General features: G+C 74.9%; 13 protein-coding genes. 8 read left to right on the plus strand and 5 right to left on the minus strand.

Translation table 11 applies throughout. From position 1 onward, the window contains the following. Positions 1-8 precede the first annotated feature (8 nt). Entirely contained in the window at positions 9-3,878 is a 3,870-nt protein-coding gene (locus IE271_RS05305) for a type I polyketide synthase (protein WP_190189006.1), read from the plus strand. A gap of 85 nt (positions 3,879-3,963) precedes the next feature. Here IE271_RS05305 and IE271_RS05310 read toward each other — a convergent pair whose 3' ends face one another. Next, positions 3,964-4,215, minus strand: a complete 252-nt coding sequence (locus tag IE271_RS05310) for a hypothetical protein (RefSeq protein ID WP_229919137.1) — start codon at positions 4,213-4,215, stop codon at positions 3,964-3,966. 503 nt (positions 4,216-4,718) lie between these two features. On the opposite strand from IE271_RS05310, the gene IE271_RS05315 reads away from it, so the two are divergent. The 5 genes from IE271_RS05315 (at position 4,719) to IE271_RS05335 (ending at position 10,941) form a co-directional block, all read left to right on the plus strand. Next, positions 4,719-5,510: an ABC transporter ATP-binding protein gene (locus tag IE271_RS05315; RefSeq protein ID WP_190189007.1), complete on the plus strand. Its 792-nt coding sequence runs from the start codon at positions 4,719-4,721 to the stop codon at positions 5,508-5,510. After that, the gene (locus IE271_RS05320; RefSeq protein ID WP_190189008.1) at positions 5,510-8,008 is read left to right on the plus strand and encodes an FtsX-like permease family protein; all 2,499 of its coding nucleotides are present in this window, start codon (positions 5,510-5,512) and stop codon (positions 8,006-8,008) included. The genes IE271_RS05315 and IE271_RS05320 overlap by 1 nt, the downstream gene beginning before the upstream one ends. A gap of 86 nt (positions 8,009-8,094) precedes the next feature. Continuing rightward, positions 8,095-9,393, plus strand: coding sequence for a sensor histidine kinase (locus IE271_RS05325; RefSeq protein WP_190189009.1), 1,299 nt, complete (start codon positions 8,095-8,097; stop codon positions 9,391-9,393). Beyond that, the gene (locus IE271_RS05330) at positions 9,357-10,001 is read left to right on the plus strand and encodes a response regulator (RefSeq protein WP_190189010.1); all 645 of its coding nucleotides are present in this window, start codon (positions 9,357-9,359) and stop codon (positions 9,999-10,001) included. Before IE271_RS05325 ends, IE271_RS05330 begins: the two co-directional genes overlap by 37 nt. A 175-nt stretch (positions 10,002-10,176) precedes the next feature. Further along, a complete protein-coding gene (locus tag IE271_RS05335) occupies positions 10,177-10,941 on the plus strand; it encodes a thioesterase II family protein (protein WP_190189011.1) in 765 nt (254 codons plus the stop codon). A 25-nt stretch (positions 10,942-10,966) separates the two neighbouring features. Here the strand turns inward: IE271_RS05335 and IE271_RS05340 are convergent, their stop codons facing one another. The 3 genes from IE271_RS05340 to IE271_RS05350 form a co-directional block, all read right to left on the minus strand. Continuing rightward, positions 10,967-13,060: an ATP-binding protein gene (locus tag IE271_RS05340; protein WP_190189012.1), complete on the minus strand. Its 2,094-nt coding sequence runs from the start codon at positions 13,058-13,060 to the stop codon at positions 10,967-10,969. 190 nt (positions 13,061-13,250) lie between these two features. Next, positions 13,251-14,279, minus strand: coding sequence for a DMT family transporter (locus IE271_RS05345; protein ID WP_229919138.1), 1,029 nt, complete (start codon positions 14,277-14,279; stop codon positions 13,251-13,253). Then, a complete protein-coding gene (locus IE271_RS05350) occupies positions 14,276-14,881 on the minus strand; it encodes a TetR/AcrR family transcriptional regulator (protein WP_190189013.1) in 606 nt (201 codons plus the stop codon). Before IE271_RS05350 ends, IE271_RS05345 begins: the two co-directional genes overlap by 4 nt. 266 nt (positions 14,882-15,147) lie before the next feature. On the opposite strand from IE271_RS05350, the gene IE271_RS05355 reads away from it, so the two are divergent. Beyond that, complete coding sequence (locus tag IE271_RS05355) at positions 15,148-16,002, plus strand: alpha/beta fold hydrolase (RefSeq protein WP_190189014.1); 855 nt, start codon at positions 15,148-15,150, stop codon at positions 16,000-16,002. A 105-nt stretch (positions 16,003-16,107) separates the two neighbouring features. Next, positions 16,108-16,455: a VOC family protein gene (locus IE271_RS05360; RefSeq protein ID WP_190189015.1), complete on the plus strand. Its 348-nt coding sequence runs from the start codon at positions 16,108-16,110 to the stop codon at positions 16,453-16,455. 77 nt (positions 16,456-16,532) lie between these two features. Here IE271_RS05360 and IE271_RS05365 read toward each other — a convergent pair whose 3' ends face one another. Further along, the gene (locus tag IE271_RS05365; protein ID WP_190189016.1) at positions 16,533-17,225 is read right to left on the minus strand and encodes a phosphodiesterase; all 693 of its coding nucleotides are present in this window, start codon (positions 17,223-17,225) and stop codon (positions 16,533-16,535) included. Positions 17,226-17,472 lie beyond the last annotated feature (247 nt).

Raw genomic sequence — 17,472 nt, forward strand, 5'->3', positions numbered from 1 at the left:
AGAGGACCATGGCCGAGCCGGAGAAGCCGGACAGCAGGATGGTGGAGGCGCTGCGCGCCTCGCTGAAGGAGATCGAGCGGCTGCGGGAACGCAACCGCGCCCTGACCGCCGAGGCCCGCGAGCCCGTCGCGATCGTGGGCATGGCCTGCCGCTACCCGGGCGGCGTCCGCTCGCCCGAGGACCTGTGGCGCCTCGTCGCGGACGGCGGCGAGGGCATCACCCCCTTCCCCGACGACCGGGGCTGGGACCCGGACCTGTACGACCCGACGCCGGGCACGCCGGGCCGCTCCTACACCGGGGAGGGCGGGTTCCTGCACGACGCGGGCGACTTCGACGCCGCCTTCTTCGGCATCTCGCCCCACGAGGCCCTCGTCATGGACCCGCAGCAGCGGCTGCTGCTGGAGGGCTCCTGGGAGGCGCTGGAGGACGCGGGCATCGACCCGGTGTCGCTGCGCGGCAGCCGCACCGGGGTGTTCGCGGGCGTCATGTACCACGACTACTTCGGCAGCTTCGGCTCCGGCAGCATCGTCTCCGGCCGCGTGGCCTACACGCTCGGCCTGGAGGGGCCGACGCTGTCGGTCGACACCGCCTGCTCCTCGTCGCTGGTGACCCTGCACCTGGCCGCCCAGTCCCTGCGCCAGGGCGAGTGCACGCTCGCGCTGGCCGGGGGAGTGACGGTGATGGCCTCGCCGGGCACCTACGTGGAGTTCAGCCGGCAGGGCGCGCTCTCCCCGGACGGCCGCTGCCGTGCCTTCGCCGACGACGCCGACGGCACCGGGTTCTCCGAGGGCCTGGGCGTGCTGGTCCTGGAGCGGCTGAGCGACGCCCGGCGCCTGGGGCACCGGGTGCTGGCGGTGCTGCGGGGCTCGGCGGTGAACCAGGACGGCGCCTCCAACGGCCTGACCGCGCCGAACGGCCCGTCCCAGCAGCGGGTGATCCGCCAGGCCCTGGCGGCGGCGCGGCTGGCGGCGGGCGACGTCGACGTGGTGGAGGCGCACGGCACGGGGACGACCCTGGGCGATCCGATCGAGGCGCAGGCGCTGCTGGCGACGTACGGGCAGGACCGGCCCGAGGACACCCCGCTGTGGCTGGGGTCGGTGAAGTCCAACATCGGCCACACCCAGGCCGCCGCGGGTGTCGCCGGTGTGATCAAGATGGTGATGGCGATGCGGCACGGGGTCCTGCCGCGGACGCTGCACGTGGACGAGCCGTCGACCAAGGTGGACTGGGAGGCGGGACAGGTACGGCTGCTGACGCAGGAGCAGGAGTGGCCGCGGGCCGGGCGCCCGCGCCGGGCCGGCGTGTCCTCCTTCGGCATCAGCGGCACCAACGCCCACGCGATCGTCGAGGAGGCGCCCGCCGACGAGGAGCCCGTGGCGGACACGGAACCGGACGCCCCCGCGGTCGTGTGGCCCCTGTCGGCCCGTTCCGCACGGGCCCTGCCCGCGCAGGCCGAGCGGCTGCACGCCTTCCTGGCGGACCGCCCGGAGTGGCGGCCCACCGCCGTCGCCCGCGCCCTGGGCACCCGGCGCGCCGTGTTCGAGCACCGGGCCGCCGTGACCGGCGCCGACCGGGAGCAGCTCCTGGCGGGGCTGCGCGCCCTCGCCGCGGGGGAGCCCGCACCCACCGCCGTCACCGGACGGGCGCGCACCGGGGGCCGTACGGCGTTCCTGTTCACCGGCCAGGGCGCCCAGCGCCTCGGCATGGGGCTCGAACTGCGTGCCCGCTACCCGGTGTTCGCCGAGACCTTCGACGAGATCGACGCCCGCACGGGCCTGGACCTCGCGGGGGTCCTCGCGGGCGACGACGCGGAGGCCGTGCACCGCACCCAGTACGCGCAGGCGGCCCTGTTCGCCTTCGAGGTGGCGCTGTTCCGGCTCCTGGAGTCCTTCGGGATCCGGCCGGACGTGCTGGCCGGGCACTCGATCGGGGAGCTGGCCGCCGCCCATGCGGCGGGCGTGCTCGACCTGGCGGACGCGTGCACCCTGGTCACCGCCCGCGGCCGGCTCATGCAGGCGCTTCCCGAGGGCGGCGCGATGGTCGCCGTACGGGCGGCCGAGGACGAGGTGCGGCCGCTGCTGGACGAGCGGGTCGGACTCGCCGCGGTCAACGGCCCGGACTCCGTGGTCCTCTCGGGGGAGCGGGACGCGGTGCTCGCCGCCGCCAAGGGCTTCGCCAGGACCAGGCGGCTCAGCGTCTCGCACGCCTTCCACTCGCCGCTGATGGACGGCATGCTCGACGCGTTCCGCACCGTGGCCGAGGGGCTGGCCTTCCACGAGCCGCGTATTCCTGTGGTGTCCGCGCTCACCGGGCGCCCCGCCTCCGGCGAGGAGCTGCGCGACCCGGAGCACTGGGTGCGCCACGTCAGGGAGACGGTGCGGTTCGCCGACGCCGTGGCCGCCCTCGCCGGCTCCGGGACCACCCGCTACGTCGAACTCGGCCCCGACGCCGTCCTGACCGGCCTCGCCCGCGAGTGCGCGGGCCCCGACGGCACGGCCTTCGTGGCCCTCGGCCGGCGCAAGGGCGGCGAAGCCGCCACGCTCCTGTCCGGCCTCGCCCAGCTGTACACCGAGGGTCTCGCCCCCGACTGGGCGGCGCTGTTCCCCGGCACGGCCCGCGCCGAGCTGCCCACCTACGCGTTCCGGCACGAGCGGTACTGGATGGGCGCGGACGCGGCCCTCACCGCGGCCCCGCTCGCCGGCCCGTCGGCCGCCGCCCCGCCCGGACCCGCGGACGACGGGCCGCTGCTGGAGCGGCTGGCCGCGGCCCCCAGGGCCGAGCGCGAGGCGGCGCTGACCGAGGTGGTGCGGGCCCAGGCCGCCGCGGTCCTCGGCCACGCGGGCCCGGAGGAGATCGAACCCGACGCCCGCTTCCTGGAGATCGGCATGGACTCGGTCTCCGCGGCCGAACTGCGCGGCGCCCTGGGCCGGGTGCTGGGCACCCCCCTGCCCGCCGGCGCCGTCTTCGACCACCCCACCCCGGCCGCGCTCGCCGCCCACCTGGGGGCGCTGCCCGCCGCGGGCGGTGCGCCGGCGGCGGGCGGGGACGACGACGTCGAGTCGGTCGGCGGACTGGTGCGGCGCGCCGCGGCCGAGGGGCGGATGGCGCAGGCCATCGAGCTGCTGCGGAACGTCGCCGGCATCCTGCCCGGCTTCGACTCGGCGGCCGGACTCGGCACCGTGCCCGACCCGGTGCGGCTGGCCACGGGCGACGCCGCGCCGCGGCTGGTCTGCCTGCCCTCGCCGATGGCGCTCGGCGGCGCCCACCAGTACGCCCGCTTCGCCCGGCACTTCCAGGGCCGCCGCGACGTCCTGGTGCCCGCGGTGCCCGGCTTCGCCCCCGGCGAGGCGCTGCCCCTCTCGGTGGACGCGGTGGTCGAGGTGGTCGTCGAGGGCATCCGCCGGGCCTGCCCGGACGAGCGGCCGTACGTGCTCCTCGGGTACTCCTCCGGCGGCCAGTTCGCCCACGCCGCGGCCGAGATCATGGAGAAGGCCGGCCGTCCGGCCGCCGGTGTGGTGCTGCTGGACACCTATCTGCCCGGCGACGACGGCAAGGACGGGCTGTGGCGGCAGATGTTCGACGGCATGCTGGACCGCGAGTCCTCCCTCGGGGGCTTCGGCACCGCGCGCCTCGCCGCGATGAGCCGGTACAGCGACCTGATCCAGCACTGCCTGCCGGGCGCCCTGTCCGCGCCGGTGCTGTTCGTGCGGCCCGGCGAGTCGTTCGCCACCGGCGCCGACGACTGGCGGGCCACCTGGGCCGGCGAGCACGACCTCGCCGAGGTGCCCGGTACCCACTTCACGATCCTGGAGGATTTCGCGGTGGCCACCGCCGAGGCGGTGGACGAGTGGATCACCACCGCCGTCACCACGGACTGACCGAAAAAGACGGGCGAATACATACAGCGGAGCGACGCACCGCGAGGCGCGGCGGCCGAAGGGCCGCCGGCGCCCCGCGCTTTCTTCACGCGTCGGCCTCACGGAAATGCGCCGACCATGCTTCGATATCGCACCGGATACTGTCCGGATCGACACCTAATTGCGCGGCGATTTCCTCCGCGGCCAATGTCGGTTGCCAATCGCTGCGCTGGAGGGCGAGCCACATCGTCGTGCCGCGCGGGCCGCACCGGTGCCGCTTGCCCGTACGCGGGGAGAACAGCTCCAGGTACCCGTCCGGCAGTACCCGCGCGACCAGCTCCCGGTCATGCCGCATCATGCTCCGAACCTCCGTGTTCTTCCGGTGTGACCTGCGGCGGGACATGTGCTGCCGTTATCCGCCGGACCGGCGGACGATCGTGCCGGACACCGCGTGTCACCCGGTGCTCCCGTTCGGCCCTGAGAAGGCCGGCTGTCCTGGCCACAGGAATTCCCATCACTCGGAGGTTCTTCTGACACCTCGACGTTACCGGTCGCGGCGTGTGATGGCACTGACACTGACAGGAATTCACGGGGTGGCTTCAGCTATGCCTACCGGGGTGGTGCCGTATGCCGGACGAAGGGAATGTTTCTCACCCTTGACAGACCGTGCGCGGCGGCTTCTCGGAAACATCGCCGATACCGCCCCGCAAACCGCTCGCGGCCACCATGTCCCTGCCGTGCCGAGGTGGAGAAAGTTCTACCTCGCATCGGCCTGGCAGTGCCAATGTGCCGGAGCCGCGACCTTCCTAACCTGGTCCGCAGACACCGCGTAAGAAGCGCGTATCTCATGGGGAGCCCGCAGTGCACACATCTCACGACCTCCGCCGGGCGGAGGCGGTACGGCTGGACGCCGTGACGAAGACCTACGGCCGGGGGGACGGCCAGGTGGCCGCCCTCCGCGGGCTCACCATGAGCTTCGCCGACGCCACCTTCACCGCCGTCATGGGCCCGTCCGGGTCGGGCAAGAGCACCTTCCTGCACTGCGCGGCGGGACTGGTCCAGCCCACCTCCGGCACCGTCACCGTCGGCGGCCAGGACCTCTCCGGCCTGGACGACACACAGTTGACCAAGTTGCGCCGGGACCGGATCGGCTTCATCTTCCAGTCCTTCAACCTGCTGCCCGCGCTGACGGTGATGCAGAACATCACGCTGCCGCTGCAACTGGCGGGGCAGCGGCCCGACAAGGCGCTGATCCGCAACGTGGTGCAACGGGTCGGCCTGTCCGAGCGGCTCGGCCACCTGCCGTCCCAGCTCTCCGGCGGCCAGCAGCAGCGCGTCGCCATCGCCCGCGCCCTGGTGACCCGTCCCGCCGTCGTCTTCGCCGACGAGCCCACCGGCGCCCTGGACACCCGCACCGCCTCCGCCGTCCTCGCCCTGCTGCGCGAGTCGGTCGACACGGCCCGCCAGACGCTGGTCATGGTCACCCACGACCCGGTCGCCGCCTCCTACGCCGACCGCGTGGTCTTCCTCGCCGACGGCGCCTTCGCCGGCGAGCTGCACCGGCCCACGGCCGACGCCGTCGCCGCCCGTATGACGCGGCTCGGCGCCTGGCAGGACGAGACCGCTCCGCTGGCCGCGGGAGGGCTGCACTGATGTGGCGCCTTGCACTGCGCACCCTGAAGTTCCGCAGGACGAGTTTCGTCGCGACCTTCCTCGCCATGTTCCTCGGCGCGGCGATCGTGATCGGCTGCGGCGGTCTGATGGAGACCGGTGTCCGCATGGCGGCCGAACCCCAGCGCCTGCGGGAGGCCCCGGTCGTCGTCACCGGCGAGCAGACCCGGGACGGGACCGCCCTGACGGAGCGCAACCGCATCGACGCCGCCCTGGTCGGCGAGGTGGCCTCGGTCCGGGGCGTCGGGAAGGCCGTCGGCGACGTGTCCTTCCCGGCCACCGTCCTCAAGGACGGGAAGCCGGTGACCGGTGAGTCTGACTCCCACGGCCACGGCTGGGCGAGCGCCCGGCTCACCCCCTACACTCTCGCCGCCGGTGGATCCCCCGCCGCCGGCGGCGAGATCGTCCTCGACGCGGACCTCGCCGAGCGCGCCGGGGCCCGCCCGGGCTCCTCGGTCGACGTCGTCGTCCAGGGCGTCACCCGGCAGTTCCGGGTCAGCGGCGTCGCCGAGCCGGGCGGCGGCCGCGACCCCGGCGCCGCGGTGTTCTTCACCGACGACGAGGCGCGCGACCTGGCCGGCGGCCGCATCGACTCCATCGGCGTGCTGCCCGCCCCCGGCGCGGACACCGCCGCCGTGGCCGAGGCCGTCCGCTCCGCGGTCGGCGACCGGGCCGAGGTGCTCACCGGCGAGCGGCGGGGCCTGGCGGAACTGCCCGGCACCCTCGCCGGCCAGCGCACGGTCGTCATCCTCGCAGCGGTCTTCGGCTCGGCGGTGGTGCTGATCGTGATGTTCGGCGTGGCCTCCACCCTCGGTCTGTCGCTCCAGCAGCGCGCCCGGGAGATGGCCCTGCTGCGCGCGGTGGGCTCCACCCCCCGGCAGCTGCGCCGCATGATCCTGACCGAGACGGCCTTCCTGTCCGTCGCCTCCGTCCTGCTGTCCCTGCCGCTCGGCTACGCCATCGGCCGGCTGCTGTTCTCCGTGCTGACCGGGAGCGGCGTCGTGTCGTCGGCGGTCGTCTACCACGCCGGCTGGGTCCCGATGGCCGTCGGGGCGGTGGTCACCGTACTGGCCGCGGCCGGCGCCACCCGCTTCGCCGGCCGGCGGGCCGCCCGCACCGAACCGGTCGCCGCGCTGGCCGAGAGCACCGTGGGCACCCGCTGGTTCAGCGTGCCGCGCCTGCTGGTCGCGCTGTTCTTCCTCGCCAACGGCATCGGCCTGGCCGTCGCCACCGCCACCGTGATGGAGGACGGCCCGACCCTCGCCAGCACCGCCGGACCCGCCTCCGTGCTGTTCTGCATCGGCCTGGCGCTGCTCGCCCCCGGCATCACCAAGGCGATGGTGGCGCTCCTGAAGCTGCCGGTGCGCCTGCTCTCCGGGCTCTCCGGACAGCTCGCCCTGCGCAACGCCGCCACCGCCAACGTCCGCATGGCGGGCGCCGTCGCGCCGATCGTGCTGCTCATCGGCATCGCCACCGGCACCCTGTACATGCAGTCCACCGAGAACCACGTCTCGCGCAGCTCGTACGACCGCAACATCCTCGCCGACCACGTCCTGGACTCCACCACCGGCGGCTTCGCCCCCGGCGTCGTCGAGCGGGTCCGGGCCGTGCCCGGCGTGGCCGGGGCCTCCGAGTTCGTCACCAGCCGCGGCCTGGTGGACGGCGCCGACGTCGACCTGCGCGGCGTCTCCGCCGAGGGCGTGCGGCGCACCCTCGACCTGCGTACCGTCGCCGGGGACCTCACCGGTCTGCGCGGCGACACCGTGGCCCTGTCCGACAAGAAGGCCGAGGAGTACGGCGTGCGGGTCGGCGACCGGCTGCCGATGCACCTCGGCGACGGCACCGCCGTACGGCCGGAGGTCGTGGCCCTCTACGCCGACAACCCCAAGCAGCAGTACCTGACGCTGCCCGCGGCGGCCCTCGCCCCGCACACCGTCGACGGACTGCCGCACCAGATCCTCGTCCGCTCCGAGTCCGGCGCCGCCGCCGCGGTCCAGGACCGGCTCGCCGAGCTGGCGGCCGGCGTACCGGGCACGGAAGTGGACGACAGCTCCTCGCTGGCCGGCCGGAACAACCAGATCCAGCAGATCCTGGTGTCCGCGAACTACACGATCGTCGCCATGATCGTGGGCTACGCCGCCATCACCGTCGTCAACACCCTGGTGTCGGTGACCAGGAAGCGGCAGTCGGAGTTCGGCCTGCAGCGGCTCACCGGCGCGACCCGCGCCCAGGTGCTCGGCATGCTGACCGCCGAGGGCGCGCTGATCGGCGTGGTCGCCACCGTCCTCGGCACGATCGCCTCGGCGACGACCATCGTCCCCTACAGCCTCGTCAAGAACGACTCGTACCTGCCCGCCGGTTCCCCCGGCATCTACCTCGCCATCGTGGGCGGGTCGCTGCTGCTGGTCTTCGGCGCCACCCTGCTGCCCTCGTGGCGCGGCATGCGCAACCCCGCCGTCGACATGGTGAAGGCGGCATGAGCCACTCCTGCGCCGGGCCGCCCCCGCCGTCCCCGGGCGGGGGCGGCCCGTCCGCCGTCGCCGTCCGGGGATGGGAGCATGACGGCATGAACACCGTTCCGGCCGCCTTACGTCCCCGACTCCGCCGCGCCGCCGTGGACACGCTGGTCGGCACCGCGATCGCCGCCGGGGCCATGCTGTCCGTGGTCCTGTTCCTCACCACCACGTACTTCGTGATCCTGTGCCTGATCGGCATCGGCTTCGTGGCGCTGCCCTACCTGACCACGGCGGTGCGCCGGCTGTGCGACCTCGCCCGGCGCGCCGCCGCCCGCTCCGGCGTCCCCGTGGAGCGGCCCTACCGGCCCGAACCGGAGGAGATCGAGAGGGACATCGTCGGCTGGATGCGCCGCTGCAAGTGGATCCTCGCCGACCCCGCGACCTGGCGGGACCTGCTGTGGCTGCTGCTCAACTCCGTCGTGGGCCTCGCCGGGTTCGCGCCGGCCGCCCTGCTGTACTACGCGGGGGAGGGGCTGGTCCTGGCCGGCGGCCTGTGGCGGCCCCTCGCGGAAGACGGCGAGGGACGCTGGTACGCCTCCGTCACCGTCGACAGCTGGCCGGCCGCGCTCGCCGCGGCCGCCCTGGCGCTCGTCGTACTGGCCGGCTGGGTCCTCCTGAGCCCGCCGGTGCTCAAGGGCTACGCCCACTTCGTCCGCTTCCTCCTGGGGCCGACCCGGCGGTCGGAGCTGGCCTCGCGGGTGCGGCACCTGTCCGAGACCCGCTCCGGCGCCCTCGACACCCAGGCCGCCGAACTGCGCCGCATCGAGCGCGACCTGCACGACGGCGCCCAGGCACGGCTCGTCGGCCTCGGCCTCCAACTCGGCGCGGTGGAGCGGAAGCTGGGCCCGGACGACGAGGAGGCGCGCCAGTTGCTGCGCGAGGCGCGCACCTCCTCCGTGCAGGCCCTGCGCGAACTGCGCGACCTGGTCCGCGGCATCCACCCGCCGGTCCTGGCCGAACGCGGCCTCGCCGACGCCCTGCGCGCCCTCGGCCTGGCCAGCCCGCTGCCCGTCACGGTGGTCGTGGACCTGCCCGGCAAGCTGCCCGACCCGGTGGAGTCGGCCGCCTACTTCTCGGTGTCGGAACTGCTCACCAACGCGCTCAAGCACGCCGACGCCGAACGCGTCGAGGTCGTCGCCCACTACGCCGACGGCGCCCTGCGCGCCCGGGTCACCGACGACGGGCGCGGCGGCGCACGGGCGTCGGCCGGGAGCGGGCTGGAGGGCATCCGGCGGCGGCTGGCATCCTTTGACGGCGTCCTGGAGATCGACAGTCCCCCGGGCGGCCCGACCGTGATCACAATGGAGTTGCCGTGCGCGTTGTCCTCGCCGAAGACCTCTTCCTCCTGAGGCAGGGAATCATCCAGCTGCTGGAGGCATACGAGTTCGAGGTGGTCGCCGCCGTCGACAACGGCACGGATCTCGCCGCCGCGATCGAGGAGCACCGGCCCGACGTGGCCGTGGTGGACGTGCGGTTACCGCCCACCTTCACCACCGAGGGCCTCCAGGCCGCGCTCGGCGCCCGCCGCAAGCGGCCCGGCCTGCCCATCCTCGTCCTCTCCCAGCACGTGGAGCAGATGTACGCCCGCGAGCTGCTGGCCGACGGCACCGGCGGCATCGGCTATCTGCTCAAGGACAGCGTCCTGGACGACGAGCAGTTCATCGACGCGGTGCGCCGGGTCGCGGCGGGCGGCACGGCCATGGATCCCGCCGTCGTCGCCCAGTTGATGACCAGTCACTCCCGTGACGAGCCGCTGGCCGCGCTCACCGCGCGCGAGCGCGAGGTGCTGGAGCTCATGGCGGAGGGCTGCTCCAACACCGCGATCGCGCAGCGGCTCACCGTCACCGAGGGGGCGGCGGCGAAGCACATCTCCAACATCTTCACCAAGCTGATGCTGCCGCCGTCGAGCGACAGCAACCGCCGTGTGCTGGCGGTGCTGGCCTACCTCAACGCCTGAGCCCGCAGCGGACCGCGGGGCCGCTGGACCGCTGGGCCGCGGTGGCGGCCACCGCCGGGGGCCGCGCAGGTGGGGCGGATAGGGGTGGCCGTCCGCTCCCGCGCACCGCAGACTGCTGGGGCACGTCCCGCGTCCGCGCGCGGGACCCCGCCGTCAGAGAGGGAACGCCCGTCCCATGAGCACGCCCGCCGAGCACGACCGCCTCTGGATCCGCCGCTACCACCCCCGTCCGGACGCGGCGATCAGGCTCGTGTGCCTGCCGCACGCGGGGGGCTCCGCGAGCTTCTACCACCCGGTGTCGGCGAACCTGCCCGCGTCGGTGGACGTGCTGGCCGTGCAGTACCCGGGGCGCCAGGACCGGCGCAACGAGCCGTGCGCCGCCACCATCGGGGAACTCGCCGACGCCGTCGTGCCGGTCCTGCTTCCGTACACGGACCTCCCCCTGGTCCTCTTCGGGCACAGCATGGGCGCGACCCTCGGCTTCGAGGTCGCCCGCCGGCTGGAGCGGGACCACGGCGTCGTCCCGCACGCGCTGTTCGCGTCCGCCCGCAGGGCTCCCTCCTGCGCGCGCGACGAGACCGTCCACCTCCGCGACGACGACGGACTCGTGGCGGAGATGCGGGAGCTGAGCGGGACGGACGCGGCGATCCTCGACGACGTCGAGCTGATCCGCATGGCCCTGCCGGCGATCCGCGCCGACTACCGCGCCGCCGAGACCTACGTCTACGAGCCGGGCCCCGCGCTGAGCTGCCCCGTGTGGAGCCTCGTCGGCGACGCCGACCCCAAGGTCACCCTCGACGAGGCGCGGGCCTGGTCGCGGCACACGGACGCCGCCTTCGAGTTCCGCGTCTTCAAGGGCGGCCACTTCTACCTCACGTCCCATCAGGACGAGATCCTCGGCCTGCTCGCCGCCCAGGCGCCGGCGCGGAGCCCTCGCTGAGACCGGACCGGCCCGCCGGGGCGGGTCAGGAGCCGGGCGGGACGAGGGCTTCGGCGATGCCGGTGTCGGGGTCGGTGTCGTGCCCGGCGGCGAAGGCGGCCCGGTAGACCTCGTCCCCGAGGAGGCCGCGAGCCCGCTCCTCGCACGCGGTGCGGGCGGCGACGAGTTCGGGCGAGCCCATCCGGGGGGAGCCGAGGGCGTGCCAGATCTGCTCGGCGAGGCCGAGGAGGCGGGCGGCCGGTTCCGCGCGCCCGGCGGCGAGGGTCGCGGAGGCGAGCACGTCGACGGCCAGGGCGATGCCGAGGCTGTCGTGCAGGCGGCGTTTGCCGTCGAGGGCGGTACGGGCACGGGCCGCGGCCTCCTCGGCCCGCCCCAGTCCCAGCGCGGCGAGGGCGTGCACGTAGTCGCCGTAGGCGCGGGCCCAGGTCTCGCCGTGCCGGGCGCACTCGGCGCCCAGCTCCTCGGTGACGGCCAGGGCGTCGGCGTACTCCCCGAGGTGCACGTGGACGAAGGCCCGGGCGATCCGCACCGGGAACCACTCCGCGGCGTACCGCCCGGGGCCGGGCCGGGCGCGCGGCACCGCGTCCAGCACCGCGGCGGCCTGGTGCTGCCGGCCGAGCATCGTCAGACCGCAGCCCTCCAGGAACGCCGCGGCGAACACGGCGGTCCCGTCGGCCTCCTCGGCCACGGCCTCCCGGAAGACGCCGGCGAGGCGCAGGCCGGTCTCCGCCTCGCCCAGCACGATGGCGGCGCGGCCGCAGGCCCACAGGGCCCTGGACCAGACCGGTCCGGGAAAGTCGGCCAGGGCCAGGGACCGGTCCAGATAGCGCCGCCCCTCCTTGGCGAAGCCGCAGGCGGACCAGAGGAACCACAGGGCCCCGCCCAGCTCCAGCGCGCCGTGCCCGTCCTCCTCGGCGAGGCAGAAGTCGAGCGCGGCGCGCAGGTTGGCGTGCTCGGTGACCGTGCGGTCGTACCAGGCGGTCTGCTCGGGTCCGATCCAGGCGGCGTCGGCGGCCTCGGCCAGGCGCAGGTAGTGGTCGCGGTGGCGGCGGCGCACCACGGACTCCTCGCCGAGGCCGTGCAGCCAGTGCGCGCCGTACTCGCGGACGGTGTCCAGCATCCGGTACCGCTCCCCGGCCCCGGTGGGCGTCCACTCCACGATCGAGTCCCGCACCAGCGCGGCCAGGAGCCGGGGGACCTCCCGGGCGGGCAGGTGTTCGTCGGCCAGCACCCGGCCCGCCGCGTCGGCGTCGAAGCTCCCGGCGAACACCGACAGCCTGGCCCAGGCCAGCCGCTCGGCGGGGGTGCACAGCTGGTGGCTCCAGCCGATCGCGGTGCGCAGCGCCTGGTGCCAGGGCGGGTCGGCGTCGTAGTCCTCGTCCTCGGTGTCGCCGAGGACCGCGTAGCGGTCGGCCAGGCGCCGGTTCAGCTCGGCCACCGGCAGGTCGTGCAGCCGCGCCGCGGCCAGCTCCAGGGCGAGGGGCAGCCCCTCCAGACGGCGGCACAGCCGTACGGCCTCGGTCCGTTCGGCCGGGGTGCGGGGGAAGCCGGGCACGGCCGCGTCCGCCCGGTCGGCCAGCAGCGCGAGCGCGTCGTCGGCCCCGGCCGCCGCGCCGTCGGCGGGGACCGGCAGCGGGTCCAGGCACAGGACCTCCTCGGCGGGCAGGCCGAGCGGGCGGCGGCCGGTGGCCAGGATGTGCAGGCCGGGCGCGGCGGCCAGGAGCGCGGTCGCCGTCTCCCGGCACTCCCCGACGAGGTGCTCGCAGGTGTCCCACACCAGCAGCGTCCGCCGTCCGGCGAGGTACTCGGCCACCACCTCCAGCATGGGCCGGGTGCTCTGGTCGGCCAGCGGCAGCACCTCGGCGATCGTGTACGCCGGCGCCTCCCGCTCCGGGGGCAGCGGGGACAGCTCCACCCACCACGCCCCGTCCGCGAACCCCGGCCGCAGCTCGTCCGCGGCCCGCCGGGCCAGCCGGGTCTTGCCGACCCCGCCCACCCCGGTCACCGTCACCAGCCGGGACCGCGCGCACAGCCGGGCCACCTCGTCCAGCTCCGCCCGCCGTCCGACCAGGCGGCCCCTCTCCGCCGGCAGCCGGCCCACCTGTCGCTCCGCCGCCATCGCGACCGCCCCCCTTCCCGGTCCTGAGCGGTCCTCGCTCACGGGTGACTCGGTGTTAGCAGAACACCGTGTGCACCCGCAGGACTTCGAAGGCTTCGCCCACGGCGCGCCACCGGAAGTGGAAGAGTGTGATCTCCCTGCCGTACGCGACGGTGCCCTCACTCCGGGGCGTCCTCGCTCCGCAGTGTTCTCACTCGGGGCGGGCGGGGAGCGGAACGGTGGTGACAGCGTCCTGGCGTGCTCCGTCGCGGTGCTCCGGGCCGGTCCCGCTCCGCCGCTGCCGCCGGCGCCGTACGGGGCCGCCCGCCGGGACGGTGAGGACGGCCAGGCAGGCGACGACGAGCGCGATGCCCGCCCAGCCGGCGGCGGGCAGGCGCTCGCCGACGACGAGGACGGCGAGGACGGCCGCGACGGCCGATTCGAGCAGGGAGAGCGTGGTCGCGGTGCTGGCGGGCACGCGCGCCAGTCCCCAGCCGAACAGGACGTAGCCGGCGAACATCGGCACCAGCGCCATGTAGGCGCCGACGGCCAGGTTCGACCGGGAGTCGAGCAGCGGGGCCCCGGTGGCCAGGAGGACGGGCACGAGGAGCAGTCCGCCCAGGCCGAACACCGCGCCCATCGCCGCGCGGGAGGCGATCCCGCCGGTGATCAGCCGGTGGGCGGCCCAGGAGTAGAGGGCGTAGGCCATGGCGGCGACCAGGCCCAGTGCCACGCCGAGCACCGTGGCGCCCGCGGACGCCCGCTCCGGTCCGCCCGGGGCACCGCCGGCGTCGGCGGCGCACAGCAGGACGGTGCCCAGGAGGCCCAGCGCGGCGCCGAGCCGCCAGCGGCGGGTCAGCCGGTGCCCGTCCACGACGCGTTCGACCACGGCGGAGACGAGCGGGGCCGCGCCGATCGTCACCACGGTCCCCACGGCCACCCCGGCCAGGTGCATCGAGCTGTAGAACGCCAGGGGGTAGGCCGCCACCGTGACCGAGCCGAGCAGCACGGTGCCGCGCCGCGCACGCAGCAGCGGGGCCTGCCGGACGATGCGGGGAGCGGCGAAAAGCGCCTGGAGCAGCCCGCCGAGCCCCATGGCGACGGCGCCGACCGCGAGCGGGCCGACGGCGGGGGCGAAGGTCGCCGCGGTGCCGGTGGTGCCCCACAGCGCGGACGCGGCGAGCACGCAGGACGATCCGACGGCCACGGAGCGGGAGCCGTGTCCCGCGGGCTGCCTCACAGGCTGTCCAGCAAGGCCGCCGCCATCGCGCGGGCGTGCTGCAGACGGCTGCCGTCGCCCTCCAGGCCGGCCCGCGCCGTCGCGCCCTCCAGCAGGAACGACAGGTGCTCCGCCAGGGTGCGGGCGTCGTTCGGGCGTTCGGGCAGCAGGTGCTCCAGATGCCCGGCGATCAGCCGCTCGACCTCCTCCTTGTGGCGGCGTACGACGGTCCGCCCCTCGTCCCCGGCGGGCAGCTCGGCCGCCGCGTTCAGCAGGCCGCAGCCGCGGAAGCCGTGCTCGTAGGCGGACTCCGCGTGGTCGGCGTAGGCGTCGAAGACCGCGAGGACGCCGTCGCGGGGGCCTTCGGCCCGCTCCAGCCGCGACCGGTACAGCGCGAGCCACTCCTCGTGCCGGGCGTCGAGGTAGGCCCTGACGAGGTCGGCCTTGGAGGAGAAGTTGTTGTAGAGGCTCATCTTGGCCACGCCGGCCTCGGCGGTGATCGTGTCGATCCCGGTCGCCGTCACACCGTCGGCGTAGAAACGGCGGGCCGCGGCCGCCAGCAGGCGCTCCCGGGCCGGCCGCCGCCTCCCGGACCCCGCCGCCCTCGCGTCGGTCTCAGTCATCGCACACCCCGGAAATCGACTAGGTAGGTCTACCTAGTCTATGTCGTGGGACGGGCCGGTGCGAGGCCCGGGGCGGGCCGGCGGACAGCGGGGGACCCGGGCCGGATTACGGCGCGCCGTCGGGGGCACCTCGTAACTAGACAGATCTGTACAGTCAGTGTGAGGGGACGGACCGGTGCAGCCGGCGGGGGCGTGTGCCCGCGACCGCCGCCCCTGCCCGCGTCCGCGTCCGTTCCCACGCCCATCGAGACCAAGGGAAGAGCGGCATGACGTTCCTGACCGATCACCTCGTCGTCGACGGAGTGCGCATCGCCTGCCGTGATCGCGGCCGGGGCGAGCCCGTGGTGTTCCTCCACGGCACGCCCTCGCACTCCTACGAATGGCGCGACGTCGTCCCGCGGGTGGAGGCGGCCGGCCACCGGACCATCGCCTACGACCTCCTGGGGTACGGACTGTCCGAGCGGCCGGCGCACCGCGACACGTCGGTCGCCGCCCAGACGGAACTCCTGGAGCGCGTCCTCGACGCGCTGGGCGTCGGCGAGGTCGGCATCGTCGCCCACGACATCGGGGGCGCCATCGGCCAGCGCTTCGCCCTCGCCCACCCCGGACGCGTGCGGCGGCTGATGGTCGTCGACACGGTCAGCTACGACTCCTGGCCGTCCCCGACCTGGCGGAAGATCATCGACGAGGAACTGGACGACCACGCAAGCCTGTCGCAGGACGCGTTCGACGCCCTGCTCACCCGGCAGCTCAGGATGGCCGTGGCGGACGAGGCGGTGATGACCGGCGAGGTCCTCGACGCGTACCTGGCGCCTCACCGCTCGGCCCTCGGACGGGCCTCGTTCTTCGAGCACCAGGTGCGGCACTACGACGCGAAGTACACCGAGGAGATCAGCGGCGAACTAGGCGCCCTGACCATGCCCGTCCGCATCCTCTGGGGCGAGCGCGACCGGTGGCAGCCCCTCGACTACGCGCGGCGGCTCGCCGCCGACATCCCCGGCGCCGACCTCGTCGTCGTCCCGGGGGCCGGGCACTTCGTCATGGAGGACGCCCCCGAACGCGTCACGCGCGAGATCGTCGACTTCCTGGCCGCCCCGGTCCCGCGCACCGGGCCGGAGTGACCACGGCCGGCGCGGACAGGAGTGGGTACCGGGCACGGTCACGGGCGGGTGGAACACCGCCCGGGCACTCGCGGCCACCGATCGACACCATGTGAGGTAGCGGGAATGCGTACACGGCTGGACGAGATCGTCCTCGACTGCGGCGACCCGCAGGAGCTGTCCCGGTTCTGGGCGCTGCTCCTGGACGGGGAACCGGTGCGGCGGAGCGCGGACTGGAGCTACGTCGACCCGCCGGACCTGCCCCGCCTGGCCTTCCAGCGGGTCCCCGAGTCCAAGACCGTGAAGAACCGGGTCCATCTCGACCTGCTGGCGGACGACATCCCCGCGGCCACGGCCGAGGCCGTCCGGCTGGGCGCGACGGCCGTCGGCGAAGTGGTGACGACGCCGTACGGGCGCTTTCAGGTCCTGGCCGACCCCGAGGGCAACGAGTTCTGCTTCGTCAGCGGGCACTGACCCGGCCCCGGGGCGCCGGGGCCACGGCCCGGGGCGGAGCGGACCTCGTCCGACGCCCCGGGGGGCGCCCGCACGGTTCACGAGGTCCCGGCGGTCCGGCCGTGGCGGGAACCGCTGTAGGCGGCCTTGCGCAGACCGCTCCACCGGTCGGTGGGACGCAGCTCGGGCAGGTTGTGGATGTACGGGTCGTAGGAGACCGTGCTGCGCTCGGGGACGGGGTGCGCCGCCCCGAGGACGAGGGTCGCGAAGAGGCGCCAGGGCTCGTCGGGAGCGGCCGCGCACAGCTCGAAGCGGACGGGGCCGCGGGCGAGCGCCCGGCGCAGCGACGGCAGGCCGGCGCCCACCGGGCCGTGGGCGCCGCGCACGGGAAAGGCCGCCAGCACGCGTTCGCGGTCGCCCGCCCGGTAGGACACGAGGGTGGAGTAGGGCCCGGCCAGGGCACGGTGCCGCAGCACCGGCACGTGGCGGCCCAGGCGCCCGGCCCGGCTCGAGGTGAACAGCAGGTCCAGCGCCGTTCCGGAGCCGTCGGCGTCCTTCGCCCGCAGGGCCAGGCCCAGGCCGTCCGGCAGCCCCCCGGGCAGGCCGAGCGCCCGCGACCAGCGCACGGTCGCCTCGTAGGAGCCCCGGCGGTCCAGCCACGGCGCCGCCCAGTGCCCGTCGTCGCTGCCGGGCACGTGCAACTCGCCGGCGCACGTCACCCCACGGGGGTGGAAGGCCGGAGCCGATCGCCGCTCGGCCAGCCGGAGGGTGAGGTCGTGTACCGCTTTCACATGCGTCCTTGTCTCTTCTGAGGCTCTTCTTGTCCTGCGCGGGTCTCTCGTCGTCCACATATGCCCTTGTTCCGCCCGCCGAGTGTCCGCGGGAGACGGAGGTCATGCCTTCGGGCGGACGGCGCGCGCACGCGGCCACCCGCCGTGGCGTGTGACGCGTGACGTGTGACGTGTGACGTGTGACGCGTCCGCGGAGTGCCGCGCTCCCGTGCCGCAGTGGGGCATCGGTGGGCGCGGCCCTGCGCGG

Source organism: Streptomyces minutiscleroticus (genome assembly GCF_014650875.1).
Taxonomy (GTDB): Bacteria; Actinomycetota; Actinomycetes; order Streptomycetales; family Streptomycetaceae; genus Streptomyces; species Streptomyces minutiscleroticus.